Source organism: Oxalobacteraceae bacterium OTU3CINTB1 (genome assembly GCA_024123955.1).
Classification (GTDB): Bacteria; Pseudomonadota; Gammaproteobacteria; order Burkholderiales; family Burkholderiaceae_D; genus Rugamonas.
In genome coordinates this window covers 2826606-2846789 of record CP099652.1, presented here as the reverse complement: position 1 = coordinate 2846789, position 20184 = coordinate 2826606, and the positions used below count along the sequence as shown (strand labels likewise).

At 63.1% G+C, this 20184-nt stretch carries 18 protein-coding genes; 7 read left to right on the top strand and 11 right to left on the bottom strand.

Going from position 1 to position 20184, the window contains the following annotated elements; genetic code table 11:
- Position 1 precedes the first annotated feature (1 nt).
- The 5 genes from NHH73_12510 to NHH73_12490 all read right to left on the bottom strand — a co-directional run bounded on the left by NHH73_12510 (position 2) and on the right by NHH73_12490 (position 6470).
- Positions 2-844 carry an ABC transporter permease gene (locus NHH73_12510; protein ID USX29043.1) on the bottom strand — a complete coding sequence of 281 codons (843 nt, stop codon included), beginning with the start codon at positions 842-844 and terminating at the stop codon, positions 2-4.
- 129 nt (positions 845-973) lie between these two features.
- Positions 974-1900 carry a LysR family transcriptional regulator gene (locus tag NHH73_12505; GenBank protein USX29042.1) on the bottom strand — a complete coding sequence of 309 codons (927 nt, stop codon included), beginning with the start codon at positions 1898-1900 and terminating at the stop codon, positions 974-976.
- A 62-nt stretch (positions 1901-1962) separates the two neighbouring features.
- On the bottom strand, positions 1963-4350 hold the full coding sequence (locus NHH73_12500; protein USX29041.1) for a TonB-dependent receptor: 2388 nt from the start codon (positions 4348-4350) through the stop codon (positions 1963-1965).
- A 29-nt stretch (positions 4351-4379) separates the two neighbouring features.
- Positions 4380-4880 carry a RidA family protein gene (locus tag NHH73_12495; GenBank protein ID USX29040.1) on the bottom strand — a complete coding sequence of 167 codons (501 nt, stop codon included), beginning with the start codon at positions 4878-4880 and terminating at the stop codon, positions 4380-4382.
- A 27-nt stretch (positions 4881-4907) separates the two neighbouring features.
- A complete protein-coding gene (locus NHH73_12490) occupies positions 4908-6470 on the bottom strand; it encodes a flavin monoamine oxidase family protein (GenBank protein ID USX29039.1) in 1563 nt (520 codons plus the stop codon).
- Positions 6471-6710: 240 nt separating this feature from the next.
- Between NHH73_12490 and NHH73_12485 the strand changes: the two genes are divergently transcribed.
- Positions 6711-7676 carry an aliphatic sulfonate ABC transporter substrate-binding protein gene (locus NHH73_12485; protein ID USX29038.1) on the top strand — a complete coding sequence of 322 codons (966 nt, stop codon included), beginning with the start codon at positions 6711-6713 and terminating at the stop codon, positions 7674-7676.
- 129 nt (positions 7677-7805) lie between these two features.
- Here NHH73_12485 and NHH73_12480 read toward each other — a convergent pair whose 3' ends face one another.
- Genes NHH73_12480 through NHH73_12470 form a run of 3 tightly spaced genes read right to left on the bottom strand, consistent with a single transcriptional unit; the run spans position 7806 to position 11804 of the window.
- The gene (locus NHH73_12480) at positions 7806-8594 is read right to left on the bottom strand and encodes a PhnD/SsuA/transferrin family substrate-binding protein (protein USX29037.1); all 789 of its coding nucleotides are present in this window, start codon (positions 8592-8594) and stop codon (positions 7806-7808) included.
- 4 nt (positions 8595-8598) lie between these two features.
- Positions 8599-9561: a fatty acid desaturase gene (locus NHH73_12475; protein ID USX29036.1), complete on the bottom strand. Its 963-nt coding sequence runs from the start codon at positions 9559-9561 to the stop codon at positions 8599-8601.
- A complete protein-coding gene (locus NHH73_12470) occupies positions 9561-11804 on the bottom strand; it encodes a TonB-dependent receptor (protein USX29035.1) in 2244 nt (747 codons plus the stop codon). Before NHH73_12470 ends, NHH73_12475 begins: the two co-directional genes overlap by 1 nt.
- Positions 11805-12008: 204 nt before the next feature.
- Between NHH73_12470 and NHH73_12465 the strand changes: the two genes are divergently transcribed.
- Positions 12009-12203 (top strand): hypothetical protein, encoded by a 195-nt coding sequence (locus tag NHH73_12465; GenBank protein USX29034.1) that lies wholly within the window; start codon positions 12009-12011, stop codon positions 12201-12203.
- A 36-nt stretch (positions 12204-12239) separates the two neighbouring features.
- Here the strand turns inward: NHH73_12465 and NHH73_12460 are convergent, their stop codons facing one another.
- Positions 12240-12950 (bottom strand): Crp/Fnr family transcriptional regulator, encoded by a 711-nt coding sequence (locus tag NHH73_12460; GenBank protein USX29619.1) that lies wholly within the window; start codon positions 12948-12950, stop codon positions 12240-12242.
- 223 nt (positions 12951-13173) lie between these two features.
- Complete coding sequence (locus NHH73_12455) at positions 13174-14343, bottom strand: 4-hydroxybenzoate 3-monooxygenase (protein ID USX29033.1); 1170 nt, start codon at positions 14341-14343, stop codon at positions 13174-13176.
- A 134-nt stretch (positions 14344-14477) separates the two neighbouring features.
- On the opposite strand from NHH73_12455, the gene NHH73_12450 reads away from it, so the two are divergent.
- A complete protein-coding gene (locus NHH73_12450; protein USX29032.1) occupies positions 14478-15371 on the top strand; it encodes a helix-turn-helix domain-containing protein in 894 nt (297 codons plus the stop codon).
- On the opposite strand, the gene NHH73_12445 is transcribed toward NHH73_12450, so the two are convergent.
- Positions 15368-16141: a helix-turn-helix domain-containing protein gene (locus tag NHH73_12445; protein USX29031.1), complete on the bottom strand. Its 774-nt coding sequence runs from the start codon at positions 16139-16141 to the stop codon at positions 15368-15370. The two genes, NHH73_12450 and NHH73_12445, sit on opposite strands and share 4 nt — an antisense overlap.
- A 145-nt stretch (positions 16142-16286) precedes the next feature.
- Here NHH73_12445 and pcaH point away from each other — a divergent pair, with 145 nt between their 5' ends.
- The 4 genes from pcaH to pcaD are packed head-to-tail and all read left to right on the top strand — an operon-like array spanning position 16287 to position 20180.
- The gene (gene pcaH, locus NHH73_12440; protein USX29030.1) at positions 16287-16979 is read left to right on the top strand and encodes a protocatechuate 3,4-dioxygenase subunit beta; all 693 of its coding nucleotides are present in this window, start codon (positions 16287-16289) and stop codon (positions 16977-16979) included.
- Positions 16980-16990: 11 nt separating this feature from the next.
- Entirely contained in the window at positions 16991-17512 is a 522-nt protein-coding gene (locus NHH73_12435; protein USX29029.1) for a protocatechuate 3,4-dioxygenase, read from the top strand.
- A gap of 18 nt (positions 17513-17530) precedes the next feature.
- On the top strand, positions 17531-18910 hold the full coding sequence (locus NHH73_12430) for a lyase family protein (GenBank protein USX29028.1): 1380 nt from the start codon (positions 17531-17533) through the stop codon (positions 18908-18910).
- A gap of 7 nt (positions 18911-18917) precedes the next feature.
- Complete coding sequence (gene pcaD, locus NHH73_12425; GenBank protein ID USX29027.1) at positions 18918-20180, top strand: 3-oxoadipate enol-lactonase; 1263 nt, start codon at positions 18918-18920, stop codon at positions 20178-20180.
- Positions 20181-20184 lie beyond the last annotated feature (4 nt).

Sequence of the window (20184 nt, the reverse complement as noted above, 5' to 3'; positions counted from 1 at the left end):
CTCAGTCCTTGATGAAGGTCGGACGCCAGGCCAGCGCATAGTGTTCGATGGCGCGCACCAGCAGATCGGTGGCGAGGCCCAGCAGGCTGTAGACCAGCAGGCAGACGACGATGACGTCGGTGCGCATGAAGTCGCGGGCGTTGTTGATCAGGTAGCCCAGGCCCGCCGTGGCGTTGATCTGCTCCACCGCCACCAGCGACAGCCAGCTCACGCCAAGCGAATAGCGCAGGCCTACCAGGAAGGATGGCAAGGCGCCGGGCAGGATCACATGGACGATCAACTGCGGGTAGCTCAAGCCGAACAGCCGCGCCGCCTCCACCAGCTTGGAATCGATGCCGCGTATGCCGCTATACAGCGTCAGGTACATCGGGAAGGTGGTGGCGAAGGCGATCAGCGCAATTTTGGTGAACTCGCCGATGCCGAACCACAGAATGAACAGCGGAACCAGGCCGAGGAAAGGCAAGGTGCGCGCCATCTGCATGGTCGAATCGACCGCCACTTCGCCCCGGCGCGACAGGCCGGCGATCAGCGCCAGCGCGGTGCCCAAGGTGAGCGACACCGACAGGCCGGTAACGACGCGATGCAGCGACACCCATACGTTGCTGCCCATTTCACCGGAGGCGATCAACTCGCCCAGCGTGACGAAGATCTGCGACGGCGCCGCCAGCACGCGCTCGGGCAGAAAGCCGGTGCGCGAGGCCGCCTCCCACAGCGCGAGCAGCACCAGCGGGCTGGCGGCGCGCCGCAGCACGGAGAGCAAAACGGAAGGCTTGGTTTTAGCGGGCGCGGTATCTGAGGATACTGGTACTGTCGCGCCGCCGTAGGCAGGAGTTGAAACCGACATGTCTTTGCTTCCCTATGCTGAGGATTCGAAGGCTTTTCGAGCCGTTGAAATCTAGTATAGGTAGCAAATGATTATGTCAAAACTAATTGTTTCGACTATTGATATATGATTTTCAGGAATAATTAAAAACTAGCGGGAGGCGACCTTGGGCACCGCCTTCAGCGGCGCTTCGGCGAACGCGTGCTGCACCGCCTGCGCGAAGAAATCAATCGCATGTTGCACTGGGCCTGGCTGCAAAGGCTGCACCAGCCAGATATCCAGCACCGGTTTGAAGTCCACCACGTTAACGATATCGAGCTGCGCGCGGTGGCGGCTGCGCTCCAGTATGGGACGCGGCATCAGTCCCAGTCCCAGTCCACTGGCGGCCAAGCCCAGTTGGAGGTCGGTGCCGAAGGTCTCGAGATTGATCTTGAACGACAGCCCCTGCTCCATCAATGCGCGCGCCAGCCCGGCGCGGAAGCCGCAACCGTCCGGATTGAGCACCCAGCCGGTACTGAAAATGTCGCGCAGCTTGTAACTGCGCTTGGGCATGGCGCCCTTCTGCGCGACGATCACCAGCTCAATTCGGCCAAGCGTGCGCCCGCGCAGCCCTTCGGGCAGCACTTTCGTGGCCGGGAACAGCGCCACGGCGGCGTCGATCTCCGCGTTGGCGACCCGCTCGACCAACTGCGAACCCCAGCCCGACGTCACCTCCGTATGCAAGCCGTCGAAGGTGCGGTTCAAATTTTGCAGCGTATCGAGCAGCACCACGTCGCCGATGGTTTGAATGACACCGATGCGGAATACGCCGGTGGGCGCCTGGTCCATCTGCACCAGGTCGCGCAGGCGGTCGACTTCCAGCAGCACTTTTCCGCACTGCTCGAACACCTGCTTGCCCATCAGGCTAGGTTTGGGCGGCTTGACGCTGCGGTCGAGCAGTTCCACGCCCAGCTCCTGCTCCAGGTTCTGCACGCGGCGCGTGATCGCCGACTGCGTCAGCCCCAGCGTTTCGGCGGCGGCGCTGACCGACTGGCTGCGCACCACCGCCACGAACGCACTGATGTCATCTATTTTCATGTAAGTATCGACGTATGTATCAAGTTAAACCCTGCAAAAACAGACGCCATATTACCTCCTAATCAGAACTTGTAGTTTGCCCTGACGTAGTAATAGCCGCCATTGAACGGTATCTGCGCGGCCGCCGTATCGTACTGATACACGCCCAGATACCGGCTGATGGGCGGCACCCTGGTCGGATAGACGTCGAACAGGTTGGTCGCGCCGGCGGCCACTTGCAGCTTTTTCGTCACCGCGTAGCGCAATTCCAGATCGGTCAGCGTCTTCGGCTTGTTCTCTATGTGGTTGAACACCGTCGTCGAGTAGATATTCGGTCCCGAATAGAAAGTCGCTTCGGTGGCGGTCTTGCCGTAACGAGTGGCGTGCAGGCTGACGCTCCAGTCGTCCAGCGTCCAGACGCCACCGATAATCAGCTTGTTCTTGGGCGTGGCAGTGGTCAGGTAACCGACTTGCTGGGCGTTGAGCAGGGTCTGTCCGTTGCCGTCGTTGGCAACCTTGGTGACCTTGCTCGTGTTGATGTTGGCGCTGAAGTCCCAGTCGACGCGGCCCAGGGTTCCCAGGTTGGTGGGGTAGCCCGCGACAAAATCAAGCCCCTGCGTGCGCGTGTCGACACCGTTCGCGTAGTAGCTGGCACTGACCGAAGACAGCCCGGCCGGCAAGCTGATGCCGGCCGCCGTCAGCGCATCGATCGCCGCCTGGCCGGTGTAGGTGCCACCCTGGACGATCCGGTCGCGGATCAGGATACGATAGGCATCCACCGTCACATGCAGATTCTCTATCGGCTCGGCGACCAGGCCCAGATTGAAGCTGCGCGACTTCTCCGGCCGCAGCGCCAGGGCGCCCAGTTTGCGAGCCGCCTCCGAATTGACGGCCAGCTGGCCGCCGGCCGTTGTGGGCGAGACGGCGAGGCTGGTGTAATTCGCCTGTGCCAGCGACGGCGCGCGGAAGCCGGTGCTGGCGGTACCCCGCACCGCGAAGCGGGGACTGAACTCATAGCGCGTCGAGACCTTGGCGTTGCGTGTGCTGCCGGCATCGCTGTAGTGCTCATAGCGGCCGGCCAGTTCGGCCTCCCACTGGCTCGTCAACTTGGTCGAGAAATCGACATAGGCGGCGCCGATATTGCGCGAGTGCTTGCCGGCGCTGACCGGGGACAGTCCAGGCAAGGCCTGCGAGCCGCTGCCGAAGTAAGAAGCATCGTCGCCCGCCCCCACCTCATAACTCTCCCGGCGAAATTCCGCGCCCAGCGCCACACTCAACGAGGATGGCAGAAAGCCGGTATCGAGCGAGCGCGCCAGATCCGCATTCGCGCTTTGCTGGATATTCTTGTACTGCGCCAGATGGAAGCTGGTGGGCGTGACCCCGGTGGCGGCGTACAAATCGGTGTTGGCGGAATCGACCATGTTGATCTTGACGTTGTCGATGCCGTAGCTGGCGCTCAGGTCCCAGCGCCACCCCGCCAGGTCGGTACCTTTCACTCCGGCGGTCAGCGCGGCATCGGTCTCGTTGCTGGTTTCGATGGGGCTGAAGCCGTTGGGATGCACCTGCGGCAGCCGCGATGGCAGCCGGTAGTTCTGATAGCTGCCGCCTGTGCGATGGGCGGCGGTACCGAACGCGTACATCTCGACATCCTTGCTGACCACGATGCCCGCGTTGGCGCCGAACGATTCGCGGCGGATCTGCGGGTCGCCGAGCGTACGGTTGACAAAAGTTCCGGTTCGCTCGTCGGCGCCGCTGCGCATGCTGTGCTCATGCCGTCGGTATTCCGCACTCAGATGCAGGAAACCGTCCGCGCCGAGCGGCAGGCCGATATCGGCCGCGCCGCCCAGCGTGAAGCCGTCGTGCTTGTAGTATTCGCCGGTGGTGGCGGTCAGGCGTCCGCCCTGGCTCGACGACTTGAGTATGACGTTAATCACGCCGGCGATGGCGTCGGACCCGTATTGCGCCGCCGCGCCGTCGCGCAGCACCTCGATATGGTCGACGGCGCTGACCGGTATCAGGTCGATGTCGACAGGCGTGGCGCCCTGCTGCGAGCCTGCATCGGCAGTAATGTTGGCAGAAGTGTGACGGCGCTTGCCATTCACCAGCAGCAGAACGTGATTGGGACTGAGCCCGCGCAAGGTCAGTGCGCTGGTCAGGTTAGCGGCGTCGCCGGTCTGCGCCAGCCGGTTGATCGACGGCAGCAGCTTGACCAGCGCGTCGCGTAAATCGGTCTGGCCGGTGCGCTGCAAATCCTTGGCGCTGATCACATCGATGGGACTGAGACTTTCGCCGGCCGAGCGTTGAAGGTCGCGGGTGCCGGTGACGACGACGTCCTGCACGACGGCGGCGGCCAGCGCCGCCGCTTCGGGTTCGGCTTCGGCGGCCATGGCCGGCGACGCGGCTGCGTATAACAGCGAGATTGCCAATGCTAAGGGAAGAAGACGTGGTCGGATCGATGATGGTTGATTCATGCGGTTCAGCTCCTGAAGGATATGAAAAGTTATGGCTTGACGCGGGCGGCGACCAGGTCGATCTCCACCAGGGCGCCGGGCAGCGGCAGCGCTGCGACCTGCAAGGCGGTGCGGGCCGGCTTGGCCGGCTGCGCGGCGGTACCAAAGAACTGGCCGAAGGCGGTATTCAGCCCGCTGAAATCAAGCTTGTTATCCAGCTTCGGATCGCCCACCAGGAACACCCGCAGCGAGACGACATCGCCGAAAGACAACCCTTCGGCCGCGAGCGCGGACTGCAGCTTGCGCAGCACCGACGCGGTCTGCGTCTCGGTATTGCCATAGGCGGCCGGCGTTCCTTTCGGCGCGGTGGCGTCGGCGACATCCGGCAGCACGCCGCTGAAATAGATGGTTTCCGCGTTGGCCGGCACAGTGACGGCGACCGAGATGGGGAAATTGGAATTGGGGATGGGCGTGCGCTTGATCTGCTGCGCCTGGGCGGCGACGGTGGACAAGTACAGGCTTGCAAACAATACTTTAGCGGTGGTTTTCATGGTGTGCTCTCTCGATGTAAAAAGAAATCAGGCGGCGCGCTTGGCGAAGGTAGCGCCGGTGGCAACGCGGTGTGCGATGGCGGCGATTGCATGGTGGGCCGACAGCGCGGCACCCTCCTGCCATGCGCCGATCTGGCTCAGGTACTCGCCGGCGAAGTGGACGCGCCCCTCCGGCTTATTCAGTAACGTGTATTCCTTCTCCGCCGGCGTGGCCCAGTGCACCCACGACCCAAGGCTGTAAGGCACCTTGTGCCAGGCCACGCTGACTGGACGTTGCAGTTCGGCGCCGCGTCCCGGATGCACGCGGTCGATGACGCCGCGAGAGGACGCAAATTGCGCCGCCAGGGATTTGGCGGTGAAGTCGCGCGCGGCCTGGCCGATGTTGTAGCAGCCAACCAGTACGCCGGTGGCCTTGTGAAAACCGCCGCTGGGATACCAGATCAGCGCCGTTTCGTGCTTGACGATGGAGATGCCGCCATAGATATGGGTATCCGTTTCCCAGAAGCGGCGCGACTGCCAGGCGATCTTGCTGGCGGTGTCGTAGTGAACGCCGGAGATCGCGGCTTTCACCTCCGGCGAGAAATTGGTGTCGACCAGCGCCAGCACCGGCAAAGGGAAAGTCGTGACAGCGAAATCGGCCGACAGCACCTGCACAGTGCCGCTGGCGCGGTCGCGCACCGTCACATCGACGCCCGCCGGTTTGTTGCGGATAGCCTTGACCTCTGTATTCAGCCGCACCACATCCTTCAGCCGCTCGTAGAAGGCGTGGGGGATTCGATCCATGCCGCCGACCGGTTGCAGCATCGTCGGCTGGAAGATCAGCAGCTCGTCGAAAATCAACGACGTCCAGAGGTCGGGGTGGAGCAAGGCCTCCAGCGACAACGGTTCCTGGCGTTCGCCCACCTGCTCCGCCGATCCCGGAAAGACCTTGTAGCCGGAACGCTCGGTGCCCTTGAACTCAGACTTTGGGGTCAGGTCGCCATAAACCTTCAGGAATTCGACCAGGCGCGCACGGTCGTCAACGCTCAGCTCTTGATCGAGCGCGCCGCGGTTGACCGACTTGGCCAGCAGCTCGGAGATATGGCCGCGCGCATCGTTGATGGCGCGGCGCAGTTGGATCGGCTGGCCGCCCTTGGCAGGATCCGGCAGAAAATAGGCGCTGCGGCTGGTGTTGACCTCCGCCTCCAACTCGACACCGAACTCGCGGCAGTAGCCCAGGATGGTCTGATGATGGCTGGGCAAACGCGCCGGCCCCGCGTTGAAATAGTGGTCCGGCTCAAATTCGGCGGTCTGCGTGGTGCCGTCTTCGTACTCGATGCGGGTGCCGTTGCGTATGGTCCAGTTACGACCGCCGACGCGCTCGCGCGCCTCCACCACCTGCACCTCATAGCCAGCCTTGCGCAGCTCGTAGGCCGACACCAGGCCGGCAATGCCTGCGCCCAGCACCAGCACGCGCAAGCCCTTTCCCGAACCGGGAGCCAGTTGCAAACCGGTGGTTTGGCCGGCCACCGCGATCGACGGCGCGCCTAAACCCAGGGTCGTCATGGCGGCGGTGGCTGCGGCGTAGCCGCTGGTCGCAGCAAGCTGCATGAGGAAGTTCCGACGCGATACTGTCATTAGTAGCTCCACGAATTGGTCAAGTTGGAGCGATCTTATGACGCGGATAATTATGTAGAAACTAATTGTTTATCATATTGAAATATGAATTTTGAGAATAATGTATTTACGTGGGCGATATGTGCCGACGCTATATCCAAACGCGAAACCATTCGTTCCGGGGACCGTGACACGCGACCTACAATCGAAAGATAACCAACTTCCGGAGTCTTCATGTTCACCCCGCGCCGCCGTACCGTGCTATCCCTGTTTGCATTGACATCCTTGCTGCCGCTGGCTTCCTTGCCGGCGTTGGCGCAAAAACCATCGACGCTGCGCATCGGCTATCAGAAGTCTTCCACCCTGCTCACCATCCTCAAAGTACGCGGCCAACTGGAACAGGATCTCGCGCCGCTGGGCGTCAAGGTCAGTTGGCACGAGTTCTCCAGCGGCCTGCCGCTACTGGAAGCGCTCAATGTCGGCGGCGTGGATTTAAGCGCCGACGTCGCGGATACGGTGCCGGTATTCGCGCAGGCTGCCGGCGCGCAGCTGACCTATTTCGCGCAGGAGGCGCCGTCGCCGTCCGCGCAGGCGATCGTGGTGCGCGCCGACGCGCCGTATGCAACCGTGGCGGATTTGAAGGGGAAGAAGATCGCACTGACCAAGGCGGCGGGCAGCCACTACCTGCTGATCGCGGCGCTGGACAAGGCGGGATTGCGATTCAAGGACATAGAACCGGCTTACCTGACGCCGGCCGATGGCCGCGCGGCGTTCGAGCGTGGCAGTGTTGCGGCCTGGGTGACCTGGGACCCGTATCTGGCTGGCGTGCAGCGGCAGTCGCCGGTGAAGATTTTGGCGGATGGCCGCAACATCGCCGACTATCAGCGCTATTACCTGGCGTCGAGCAGCTATGCGGAGGCGCGTTCGGACGTGCTGGCGGTGGTTTTTGAAGCTTTGCGCAAGACCGGCAAATGGGTCAAGCAATCGCCGAAGGAGGCGGCGGAGTTGCTGGCACCGGCGTGGGGGTTGGATGCGAAGACGGTGGAACTGGCCAATAGCCGGCGCAGCTATGATGTGCGGCTGGTGCAGAAGGACGCGCTGGGCGAGCAGCAGCGCATCGCCGACGCGTTTTACGGCGAGGGTCTGCTGCCGCGCAAGCTGGATGCGACAGCGGTGCCGCTGTGGCGCGGCACGAAGTAAAGTACCCGCGCACCTGAACGTTTGAACAACCACAGAGACACGTAGGGCGGGATTAGGCGAAGCCGTAATCCGCCATCTATGAGCCGTCGACGGAGCATGCATTGGCGGATTACGCTACGCTAATCCGCCCTACGTGATTCCCGGATAACCCGCCGTCTCGGCCTCCGTTTGAAGCTGGAGAATCCGCGCGTAATCGGCGTCGTCACGATATTCGAAGCCGCGAATACTTAACACCTCCATCAACGCTCGCACCCGCGCACTCGGCCGCAACAATGACCCGCGCAGCCGCACCACCAACGCCTCCTCCACCCCACCACCCGCGATCAACGGCAAACCTGGCGACGCCACCGAATACCGTAGCACCTTCAGCCCCCTCACCGCCCCTGAATCCTCCCGCGCCAGATACCCCCACGTGACGCAGTCCACCGCCGCGATATCGGCCGCGCCCTGGCGCACCATGCGCACGCTGGCGGCATGGCTCCCCGACTGAATCACCTTACCGAAGAACCGCCCGCCCCGCGCCAGCGGCGCCACCGCATGGCGAAGCACATTCATCCCGCTATTGGAACTCGAATCATTGATCGCCGCGACCAGCCCGACCGCATCGGTCAGCACATCGACCTCCGCACCCTCGCGCACCACGATGACGCTCGAATAATCGCTACCGGAGCACCCGGCGAAATCGTAGCAGGGCGTGGCGACCAATGTCACCTTGCCCCGCAACTGGGTCATATAGGGATAACCGCAAGTCTGGCTAAGCAGCAGATCCCGCTGCCGCCAAAACGCCGGCAGGTCCGAAGGCGATGCCAGCGAAACCACCTGCCCGGCCTCCTCCGCCAGCGCGGCAAGCAGCCCTTCATAGGCCTGTCCAAGCCGCTCGGAGACGTTGTACATCGGCAGAGCGGCAATCCAGGTCATTTAACTAATCCGGCATATGGGGATGCACCGGCGCGTCGATCGCGCCGAAACCGAGACGGCGCATCAACCGTCCATAACCCTGGACATGAAAACCGCCACTGCGCGTATTGTAAGCCAGCCGCCGCGCCCTGTAGACGCGCGGCAGCAGATACCACGGCACCGAAGGCAGGTCGTGATGGACCAGGTGCAGATTATTGTTCAGGAAAAGCACCCGCCAAACGAAACCGGCTTCATTGAGCACGATGCGCTGCTTGTGATCCGCCGCAGGCCGGTGCTCATAGTAGGAACGCACCATCGCCAGCGATTGCGCCGGATACGAGATCGCCAGCAGATAATACAGAGGCTCGACGCCGAAGGCCGACCGCACCCACCACAACATCGCCGCCAGCACGGCGACATGGGTCAGCCACATCGGCACATTGCGCCATTCGCCCCGCAGCGGTTCGCGCACCGCCTCGACCCAGGCGCCGGTGACGGCCAGCGCCGGACCGACCAGCATGCGTCCCCAAAAAGTCTTGTTAAACCAGTGCAGCGCGCGTAAGGGCTTATTCATTTCCGCCCACCGCGCCGGTGCGACGTAGTTGCTCTCGGTGTCCAGCGCAGGCATCGTCAAGTGAAAGTCGTTATGGTGGCGCAGATGGCTGTCGCGATAAAGGCCATATGGGTACCACACCGCCAGCGGCAGATAGCCGAACAGGCGGTTCACCGCCGGCCAGCGGGTGGGATGGCCATGTATCAGTTCGTGCTGCAGCGACATGTACCACGCACACCACCAAATCATCAGCAACGTCGCGGGCACGGTACCGATCTCACGCCAATATGCAAGCGTCAGCAGCCAGCCGCCGTGGATAACGGCGATCAGCACCCACGTCGGCCACTCGCCCAGCCAAAGCAAGCGACCCCGTTCCGCAGCGACCTCGCCGCGCTGATGCGCATCGATATACTCGGAGGGCCGCTGCTTCAGCATCAGAATCTCGCTTTAACGCGCAGGCCCACGGTGCGGGGACGCGCCATGTACACCAGATTACCAGGCTGGATGGCGATGGTGTTGGGTACCACGTCGCTCACCTTGGCGCCGTTGGTCAGGTTGGTGCCGAACAGGCCAACCTCGTAGGCGCCGGTCTTGTACGTCACCGTGGCGTTGACCGTGTTCGACGACGGAATGCGCGCATAACTTCCCTGCTCCGGCGCGAAGTTGGTGTAGGCGTCGCCGCGATACGCGTAGCTGGCGGAGACGCCCACTTCGTCCGTGCCGCGCACCGGAATGCTGTAGCTGGCGGTGGCGGTGGCCGACAGGCGCGGCGCATACGGAACGCGGCTGCCTTCGGGGATGTTCTGGGCTGCGATGCCGGTGACGACAGTCCGCGTAGCGTAGGCGTGGTTGTAGGCGGCACTCAATCCCACCGATGCGCGGCGCGTCAGCTTGAAGGCAGTTTCCAGTTCCAGTCCTTCGCTGCGGATCTTGCCGGCGTTTTGCGTGAAGTAGTAAGTGCAAGGCAGGCGGTTGAACACCTGTACGTCCTTCCATTCGATCACATAGGCGCTGGCGTTGAACGTCATACGATGATTCAGCAGCGTGTTTTTCGAGCCGACCTCGTAGTTCCACAGACTGTCAGGTTCGAACGTGGTGGGCGCGTTGATGCCGCAGAAGTTGAAAGGCACCGGCTGGTTGTTGCCGCCATAGCGGAAGCCCTTGCCCGCCGAGGCGTAAAGCGTGTGATCTGGATCGAGACGGTAGGCGGCGACGAAACGCGGATTGGCGCCTTTCGACGTCGCGCTGCTGTTGCTGAGGGTCGGCTGCCCGACCGGCGCGGCCGGCGTGGCGCCGACCAGATTGCCGAACAAGCCGCTGAAACGCAGATCGAAGTCCTGCGTGCCGCGGAACAGCCGCACGCCGGCCGTCAGGTCCAGCTTTTCCCAAACGGTGTACGTCGCTTCGGCGAACAGCGCGGCCTGGCGCGATTTGGTGTTTTGCGCGCCAGAGAAGAAATCGTCCGGATTGAAAGCCAGTTCGTTGGTCTGCGAGTTATAGCCGGGAAAATTGCGGGTCTCGGCGTAGCGCGCATCGAAACCGACAGTCGGCTCGTCCTGCAGCGTATTGCGCTTGCCCTTCTCGAAGAAAGCGCCGGCGGTCCACTTGAACGGGCCTTCACCCTTGGAATTGACGCGGAACTCCTGCGCGAAGTCATCGACCTTGTTGCCGATCGTGTAGGCGGCCTGCATCAGCAGATTTTGTCCGCCGAAGATAAACGCCGTCGCCGGATACTGCGCCGATGTCACGTACAGCGTGTCGCGATGCAGGTAGGAGGTCGACGAAACCAGCTGCGCACCGCCCAAATCGTAGTTGACGCCAACGTTATACAGCTGCAGTTTGTCGTTGCTGGTCTGCGGGATCAGCGCGAAGGTGGTGTACGGCGCCAGATCGCCGTAAGCGTCGTTGACACCCGCCTTGACATTGGACGCGGTGACGCTGGCGTCGATCACCAGATCGCGCGAAGCCTTCAAGCGCAGCGCCGCCCGTCCCTGGTTGGTGGAGACAGCGTTGGTGACGGCGCCGTTGTATTGGTTGCGGATGTAGCCCGAGTCGTCGCCCGTGTAGGCAGTCAGACGAAGTCCCAGCACATCGTTTTTCAGCGGCAGGTTGACCATGCCGCGCAGGTTGTGATTTCCACCACCAAATTTGGATGTGCTGGAGCCGACCGCCTCCACCGAGCCGAATAAATCGGTCACATCGGGTTTCTGGGTGATCTGGCGGACCGCGCCCGCCATCGCGCCGGCGCCGAACAGGGTACCCTGCGGGCCTTGCAGCACCTCGATGCGCTCAAGATCCAGCACCTTCAGGTCCGGATTGGACGACTTCAGCGTCACCGGCATGTCGTCGATGTACACCGCGACAAGCGACGCGTCCTGCACTTCGGAAGGGACGATGCCGCGCACAACCAACCCGCGCATCGTGATGTTGTTGATACCCGGTCCCTGCTCCTGCACCGACATCGCCGGCACCAGGCTGGCGATATCGGTCAGGCTGCCGAGGCCATATTTGGTCAGATTGTCCGGTTTGAGCACGGTGATCGCCGCCGGCACCTGCTGCACATCGACCGCGCTGGCCGAACGCGTCGCGGTGACCTCCACTTTTTCTATCCGGTCGCCGTCCTGCGGAGGCGTTGCGGTCTGCGCCTGAGCGCCGGCAATGACCCCAGCCGACAACACGACAGCGACCCGAAAATCCCTCTTCCCCATCATTTTTCCTTATTAAGCAGCCTATACCATGAGAAAACAGTATATAGACCCGGAAAAGACTGGGAAAGGAAGATAAACGCGCTTGCTTAGAAGAAAATTGGAAAAGAAAGTAGCTGTGCGCCAACGTGGTACACCGCACAGCCGGAGTTGTGGGACGAGGCCACAATAAGACCCATGGATACTTCAAAAGCCCCCAAACACACGCCCGCCGCGCGCGCCCTACATCGCCAGATGATGGCGGTTCAGCGGACCATGTCCGCGCCGACGGTGGAGGAATCGATGCTGGCGTCCAAATGGGCGATGGCTTGGTACTGCCTGGTGCAGCGCAAGCTGGATCAGCTCCAGCATGCGCCGAGGTATCTGCACTAAGAGGTTTGAAGCGGGGAGGTACTGGTTGAGGACCTGTTACGCGGCGACGTAGCAACCGCCGGCACGACGTTCCATGCCGCTGCGGTCCAGAACCGTGACGGTGCCGCGACGGTATTCGATCAAGCCTTCCTCCTGCAGTTTGCCGGCCGAGCAGGTGATGCTCTCGCGGCGCACGCCCAGCATATTGGCGATCATCTCCTGCGTCACTTTCAGTTCGTTGGAAGTGGAGCGGTCCAGACGCTCCAGCAACCAGCGGCACAGGCGCTGCTCGATGCTGCCGTGACGGACACCGGCCACCGTTTGCGCCAGTTGGGCGAACAGCGCGCTGGTATGGCGCATCAGTTGCTGCGCCAGTGCGCCGCCGCTGAAGAAGGCTTCGCGCAGCACGGCCGATTTGATGCGATAGCCGTAACCGGCACTCTGCACCACTGCCGAACAATTTGCGCGTTCGGTTTCGTACATCGACACGCCGACCACACCTTCACGGCCTACAACCGCGATCTCGGTCGCGCCGCCGTCTTCCGTCACATACTGCAGCGAGACGATGGCATTGGTCGGGAAGAAGGCGTATTCCATTTTGTCGCCGAAGTCGAACAGGTGTTTGCCGGCGGTCAGGGGCACCAGCTCCAGGTGGTCGAACAAGCTAACCAGTTCCTCACGCGACAGGGCCCGCAGCAGTTCATTCTGCTGTGCGCCGATGATGCTGATGGCGGGCGACGGCGCAGCGGCAGGGGTAACAGCGTGCATTGCCAGTACTGCGTTGCCGGTAGCGGTGGTGTGAGTAGCTTGTTGCATGGCGAGCCTCTTATAGTGTGTTTTATTCCGGTAGATCGTTGCCGACCTGATGGATACACTATATCTCCGCTATGTGCGCTAGCTCATAGGAGCGCGTAGGAGCCTTATGTAGGCTAGGAACATAGCACTTTGTCATCCCAGTCCTACGCGGTCTCTCTTGTATTCCTACCCGGGTTCAAAACGCCCCGACGTAGTTCTCCGCCAGCGCCGTCGCCATCGCGCGCGAGGTCACGATATTCTCCAGCTCCGCGCGCTGCATTTCGCGCTCGAACGGCGTCGCCTCGGCGAAGGTGTGCAGCAGCCGCGTCATCGTCCACGAAAAATACTCGGCGCGCCAAATGCGCTTGAGCGCATCGTCGCTGTAGCTTGCGAGGCGCTCTTCGCTGCCCTTTGTGTAGAACTGCTCCAGGCCCCGCGCCAGCAGCTTGACGTCGGAGATGGCCAGGTTCATGCCCTTGGCGCCTGTCGGCGGCACGATGTGGGCCGAATCGCCGGCCAGGAACAAGCGGCCCGATTGCATCGGCGTCGATACGAAGCTTCGCATGCCGATGATATTTTTCTGGAAGATCTTGCCCTCGTTGAGCTTCCAGCCGTCGTGGTTCTCCAGGCGCGCGTGCAGCTCCGCCCAGATCTGGTCGTCCGACCAGTTGTCGACATTATCGGAAGGATCGCACTGGAAGTACAGGCGTTGCACCGTCGGCGATCGCGTACTTACAAGGGCGTAGCCGCGCTCGTGCTGCGCGTAGATCAATTCCTCGGACGATGGCGCCGACTCGACCAGGATGCCGAACCAGCCAAATGGATATATACGCTGGAAGTTCTTGCGCTGCTCCTGCTCCGGCATCGCAGGGCGGCTGACGCCATGATAGCCATCGCAACCGATGACGAAGTCGGCCTCGATCGAGCGCGCCTCACCTTTGTGCACGAAGGTCGCGGATGGTGTCAGCGTATCGACGCCGTGCAGCACGACCTCGCTCACCTCGAAGAAGATCTGGCCATCGGCGGCCAGGCGCGCCGCCACCAGGTCCTTGATGACCTCATGCTGAGGGTAGACCGTGATGGCCTTACCGGTCAATCCCATCAGGTCGATGCGGTGACGTTTGCCGCCGAAAGCCAGTTCGAAGCCTTCGTGCAGCGCGCCCTCGCTGCGCATGCGCTCTCCGACACCGGAATCGTTCAGGATATCCATCGTGCCCTGTTCCAGCACACCCGCGCGGATGGTCGCCTCGATGTCGGCGCGGGAGCGGGTTTCGACGATGATCGATTCGATGCCGTCGAGGTGCAGCAAATGGGATAACAGCAGGCCGGCCGGGCCGGCGCCGATGATGGCTACTTGGGTACGCATGGTTGTCTCCGATGTGTGTACGTTTGACTTATTGATCAAATCACTGACGCCATCGTAGCGCCGCCAGCTCCCAAAAAAAATGGATGAAACGGCATAAAACTTGTACTATTTAGACAAACAGCGGATTCCACACCATGCCCTCCCCAGCCCAAGAGCCACGCGCCGAGATACCCAAGTTTGCCCTCTACGGCGAACAAACCCGTACTGAAAACGCCGAATTCGTGCATATAGAGCTGATCGAAACGCGCAGCCGCAGGTACGACTGGCATATCGACAACCACACACACCCGGGACTATTTCAGGTACTTTTTTTATTCGGGGGCGAAGTGCGCGCCAGCGTCAACGACACGCTCTGGGAGCGGCGCGGCCCCGCCGTTTTGACGATCCATCCGTCGGTGGTGCACGGCTTCGATTTTTCGCCGGAGGCGCAGGGTTACGTGCTGACGGTGGACCAGAATGTGATTTTCTCGGCGGCCGACAACCAGGGGGATTTGTATTCCCCGCTGTTCGTCGAACCGCTTGCGATCGACTTGACGGGACTGCCGGAGGCGCGCGCCCGTCTGGAGGCGCTGCTGCAACAGCTGCTGGCCGAAGCGGCGTGGCCACAGTACGGCCACACGCTGATGCTCGAGTGGCTGGCGCGCGCCGCCCTGCTGTTGCTGGTGCGGGTGCAGGCCGACCACCGCTTTGCCGACCAGTCGGGCCGGGGAGACTTTGAGTTGTTCAGCCGCTTCAGGGCGGAGGTGGAGCGTCATTTCAAGGAACAGTGGCAGGTCGGCCAGTATGCCGATGTGCTCAAGGCGTCGCCGGTGCGCCTGAACCGCCTGTGTCTCAAGCTGTCCGGCAAATCGGCGTTCGACATCACCCAGGACCGGCTGATGCTGGAGGCCTGCCGCAAACTGACTTACGTCCCGGCCAGCATCGCCAGCATCGCCTACGAACTGGGATTCCAGGATCCGGCCTATTTCAGCCGCCTGTTCAAGAAGCGCATGGGCCTCAAGCCCAAGGAATTCCGCAAAAACGACTAAAGCAAAGCGTTCAACTCCACCTGCATCTTGATCAGCGCAGGCAGGCAGCGCTCCACCATCTGGTCGAGCGGCATGCGCGCCGCGTGGACGCTGATGTTCATGGCCGCCACCACCTCGCCGCGAAAATTCTTCAACGGGACAGCCATCGTGCGCAGTCCCAGCTCCAGCTCCTGGTCCACCAGCGCATAGCCCTGCGCCCGGGCGCGCGCAATCTCCAGCGCCAGGCGCTCCTTGCCGACAATCGTATGCTCGGTGATCTGCTCCGGCCGTACCCGGACCAGAAAGGCGTCCAACTGGTCCTGCGGTAGGCTGGCCAACAGCATGCGGCCGTTCGCGGTGCACCACGCAGGCACCCGCGTCCCCGGCTGCAGGGTCGCCGATACCAGTTGACCGGCGCTGACAGCCGCCACGCACACCAACTGATCGTGATCGAGCACGCCGACGGATGCCGCCTCCCCCACCGAATAGGCGAGCCGGTATAACAGCGGCTGCGCCAACCGCGGAAGGCGCGCCGAATGCAGGTAGGACTGGCCGAGCCGCAGCACCATCGGCGTCAGCGAAAACAGTTTGTTCTCATGTCGCATATAGCCAAGATGCGTGAGCGTGATCAGGTAGCGCCGCGCCGCCGCGCGCGTCAGGCCGGTGCGCTCGGCCACTTCAGCGATGCTCAGGCGGCCGCGCTCCTGGTCGAACGCCTCGATCACCTGCAAGCCTTTCTCGAGGCCGGCGATCATGTCGCGCTTGGCTGGCGCGTCGTTTTCAGTGCTCATAACGAAGAAAAATGGCAATTTGGGCGATATGCGCACAAATTGTGCGTTTAGCGAATATAACACGCCCCCAGCCGCTTGTGACGGCAAGCCCACTTTCGTACCATCAGCTACAGAACAACCACCGCACCCACCTCAGGAGACAGCAGTGAAATTCGATGCTATCGCGCCCGGCGTCTATCCGGAGCTGATTTACCCAGAATATAAATCGACCGCCAAGCGGGGGCCAGTGCAGCCGGCGCTGCGCATCGTCGCGCCGGTCCCGGTGACGCAGAATATCGCGCCATCGCCGCGCATCCTGCTGCCGAACGACATGGACCTGACCGCGCACGGAGAATCGGAACCGCTGGGCGAGAAGATCGTCGTCACGGGCCGCGTGCTCGATGAAGACGGCAAACCGGTACGCAACTCGCTGCTGGAAGTTTGGCAGTGCAACGCGGCCGGCCGCTATCGCCACAAGCGCGACCAGCACAACGCGCCGCTGGACCCCAACTTTAACGGCTGGGGCAAGATGATGACCGACGACGATGGCCGCTACCGCTTCGTCACCATCAAGCCCGGCCCGTACCCATGGGGGAACCACGACAAGGCCTGGCGTCCGGCACACATCCACTTCTCGCTGTTCGGGAACGTCTATGCGCAGCGGCTGGTCACGCAGATGTACTTCCCCAGCGATCCGCTATTCGACTACGATCCGATCTTCCAGAGCATTCCAGACCTGGCCGCGCGCCAGCGCCTGGTCTCGCGCTTCAGCCTTGAGCACACGGTCGGCGCCGAAATGCTGGGCTATGAATTCGACATCGTGCTGCGCGGCCGCGACGCCACGCCAACCGGCATCTGAAGGGAACCGACATGACCAATCCAGCAAAACCGATCACCACCTCGCAGACCATCGGCCCGTTCTCGCACGCGGCGTGGCAATGGGCGGTGGATCTCAGCGACGCCGCCAAGCCGGCCGATGCCATCACCATCAGCGGCACCATCTACGACGGCGACGGCGTGGCGATCAACGATGCCCAGATCGAAGCCTGGCAGCCGGCGGCAGCCGATGCGGAAGCGTCGCAGCCACTGGCGGGCTTCCGCCGCGTGCCGAGCGGCGACCAGGGCGAGTTCACCCTGCGCCTGTCCGCCATCCCGCAGGCACCGGGCCTGCCGCTGGCTTACATCACCGTGTTCGCGCGCGGCCTGGTCAAGCACCAGTTCACCGCCGTTTTCCTGGAAGACGACGCCGGACTGGCGGAATCGGCGATACTTGAGCAAATTCCGGCGGCGCGCCGCCCCACCCTGCTCGCGGCGAAAACCGCCGATGGCCAGTACCGCTGGGACATCCATATGCAGGGCGAACAGGAAACCGCCTTCTTCGACTATGTTTGAACCTGAACTGGAGCCGCAGTGAGTGTATCGATTTTCGACAGCTTCCTGACCACCACCGACATGATCGCCGTATTTGACGACGCGGCCATCGTGCAGGCGATGTTCCGTTTCGAGGAAGCGCTGGCGCAGGCCCAGGCGGATGAAGGCCTGATGGAACCCGCCGCCGCACGCGCGATCGCCGGCGTCTGCAACGCGCAGCTTTACGACATCCCCGCCATCATCAGCGCCGGCCGCCGCGCCGGCAGCCTGGCCATCCCGCTGGTCAAGGAATTGACCAAGACCGTGGCGCTGTACGACGCGGAAGCCGCAGGCAAGGTCCACTGGGGCAGCACCAGCCAGGACGTGATCGACACCGCCATGGTGCTGGCCACGCGCGACGCGCTGCAACTGCTCGATGACGGCCTGCACGACCTGACCGGGCATCTGCTGGAACTGGCTGAGCGGCACCTGGCAACGCCGGTGCTGGCGCGCACCCTGATGCAACCGGCCCAGGTAACCAGCTTCGGTTTCAAGCTGACAGGCTGGCTGGCGCCCCTCGTGCGCGCGCGCCTGCGCCTGCGCGACAGCGCATCGCGCGCGCTGCAGCTGCAACTGGGGGGCGCCGTCGGCACCCTGGCGGTGATGGGAGAACAAGGTCCGGCGGTCGCCGGCCGTGTCGCCGCCGCGCTCAAACTCAAGGTGGCCGATGCGGCCTGGCACACGCAGCGCGACGAGTGGGTGCGTCTGGGCCTGGAAGTGGCGGTGTTGTCGGGTAGCCTGGGCAAGCTGGCCACGGACCTGAGCCTGATGGCACAAGGCGAAATCGCCGAACTGGCCGAACCATCCGGCAATGGGCGCGGCGGCTCGTCGGCCATGCCGCACAAACGCAACCCGGTGTCGGCGATGATCGCCCTGGCCGCCGCCACGCGCACGCCGCAGCACGCGGCGGCGCTGTTGGCCAGCATGGGCCAGCAGCATGAGCGGGGACTGGGCAACTGGCAGGCGGAACTCGCCGAGTGGCCCAACCTGTTCCTGAGCGCCCACGGCGCGCTGCAAGCGCTGAACGACGCCTTCGCCGGCCTGCACATCGACAGCGCGCGCATGCTGCGCAATATCGATGCGCTGCAAGGGCTGGTGTTCGCCGAGGCGGCATCGGCCTATCTGGCTGCCACGATCGGCAAGCAGGCGGCGCACGCGCTGCTGGAAAAAATGACCGGCGAGGCGCTGTCAAGCCAGCGCCACCTCGCCGACGTACTGGAGGAAGCCGTGAAACAGGACGACAAGCTGCGCGCCCACGTCGACATGGCGCATCTGCGCACGCTGTTCGATCCGGTCGCCGCCACCGCGCCGGCACAACGGCTTGCGCAAAAACAGCTGCAAAGCCTGCGGGGCGATATCGCCTCGCTCAACCACAAGTGAAGACACCATGAGCTACGATCCCATCGACCACGACTTCGAACGTGGCCTGAACAACCGCCGCGCCATCCTGGGCGATGCTTGGGTGGACCGGTCACTCGGCAACGCGAACAACTTCAATGCCGATTTCCAGAACCTGATTACGCGTTTCGCCTGGAACGAGATCTGGGGACGTCCGGGTCTTGAACAAAAAACCCGCCGCGCCATTGTCCTCTCCATCACCATCGCCCTGGGCCGTTGGGAAGAATTTGATCTTCACGTGCGCGCAGCGCTGCTGGGCGACGAAACCAACCGCCTGACGCCGGACGAACTGAAGGAAGTGCTGATTCAATCGGCCATTTACGCGGGCGTGCCGGCGGCGAACACCGCCTTCACGCATGCGCTGGTAATCCTGCGCGAGGTGGGCTCGCAGATCGGCTACGAGCTGGAACCTGCGGCCCCCGCCTACGCCAGCCACCCCGGCGCAGGCCGCGAAGGCCGCACAGGCAGCCGGCCATCGCTGCACTACACTGTGCGCGAGCCGCGCAACGGCAAGGCGCCCCGTCACACCGTCGTGCTAAGCCACGCCATCGGCTGCGACTTGACGATGTGGGACGGCTTGGCGAATCAGCTGTCGGAGGATAGCCGCGTCATCGCCTACGATCACCGGGGCCATGGTAGTTCGGAGTCGCCGGCGGGAGCGTACGCAATGGCCGATCTGGCCGACGACGCGGCCGCACTGCTGCGCGAACTCGATACCGGACCGGTGGTATGGGTAGGGCTGTCGATGGGCGGCATGGTGGGGCAGGAACTGGCGCTGCGCCACCCGGCGCTGGTGCGCGCGCTGGTGCTGGCCAATACCACTTCCGGCTATCCGCAAGCCGCGCGCGACGCCTGGAATCAGCGTATCGCCACGGTGAACGAGAGCGGCATCGAGGCGATCGCCGACGCCGTCATGGGACGCTACTTCCACGATGGCTTCCGCGCCGAGCACGCGGCGACGGTCGCCCGCTTCCGCCGCCGCGTGGTCTCGACCGACGCCGTCGGCTACACCGGCTGCTGCAACGCCGTCGGCACCGTCGACACGACCGCGCGCCTGACGGCGATCCAGACTCCAACCCTGGTGATCGCTGGCGAACTGGATCAGGGAACGCCAATCGAGATGTCGCAAACACTGGTGGACGGCATCCCCGGCGCAAAGCTGGCGATACTCCGCGACGCTTCCCACCTGAGCTACATCGAGCAGCCGTCAGCCTTCAGCCAGGCGGTCCGCTCGTTCATCGCGGAACTTTAGACCA

Excerpts from the sequence above, each read along its gene's own strand:
- NHH73_12510 (USX29043.1), bottom strand. The coding sequence starts at position 844 with ATGTCGGTTTCAACTCCTGCCTACGGCGGCGCGACAGTACCAGTATCC.
- NHH73_12505 (USX29042.1), bottom strand. The coding sequence starts at position 1,900 with ATGAAAATAGATGACATCAGTGCGTTCGTGGCGGTGGTGCGCAGCCAG.
- NHH73_12500 (USX29041.1), bottom strand. The coding sequence starts at position 4,350 with ATGAATCAACCATCATCGATCCGACCACGTCTTCTTCCCTTAGCATTG.
- NHH73_12495 (USX29040.1), bottom strand. The coding sequence starts at position 4,880 with ATGAAAACCACCGCTAAAGTATTGTTTGCAAGCCTGTACTTGTCCACC.
- NHH73_12490 (USX29039.1), bottom strand. The coding sequence starts at position 6,470 with ATGCAGCTTGCTGCGACCAGCGGCTACGCCGCAGCCACCGCCGCCATG.
- NHH73_12485 (USX29038.1), top strand. The coding sequence starts at position 6,711 with ATGTTCACCCCGCGCCGCCGTACCGTGCTATCCCTGTTTGCATTGACA.
- NHH73_12480 (USX29037.1), bottom strand. The coding sequence starts at position 8,594 with ATGACCTGGATTGCCGCTCTGCCGATGTACAACGTCTCCGAGCGGCTT.
- NHH73_12475 (USX29036.1), bottom strand. The coding sequence starts at position 9,561 with ATGCTGAAGCAGCGGCCCTCCGAGTATATCGATGCGCATCAGCGCGGC.
- NHH73_12465 (USX29034.1), top strand. The coding sequence starts at position 12,009 with ATGGATACTTCAAAAGCCCCCAAACACACGCCCGCCGCGCGCGCCCTA.
- NHH73_12460 (USX29619.1), bottom strand. The coding sequence starts at position 12,950 with ATGCACGCTGTTACCCCTGCCGCTGCGCCGTCGCCCGCCATCAGCATC.
- NHH73_12455 (USX29033.1), bottom strand. The coding sequence starts at position 14,343 with ATGCGTACCCAAGTAGCCATCATCGGCGCCGGCCCGGCCGGCCTGCTG.
- NHH73_12450 (USX29032.1), top strand. The coding sequence starts at position 14,478 with ATGCCCTCCCCAGCCCAAGAGCCACGCGCCGAGATACCCAAGTTTGCC.
- NHH73_12445 (USX29031.1), bottom strand. The coding sequence starts at position 16,141 with ATGAGCACTGAAAACGACGCGCCAGCCAAGCGCGACATGATCGCCGGC.
- NHH73_12435 (USX29029.1), top strand. The coding sequence starts at position 16,991 with ATGACCAATCCAGCAAAACCGATCACCACCTCGCAGACCATCGGCCCG.
- pcaD (USX29027.1), top strand. The coding sequence starts at position 18,918 with ATGAGCTACGATCCCATCGACCACGACTTCGAACGTGGCCTGAACAAC.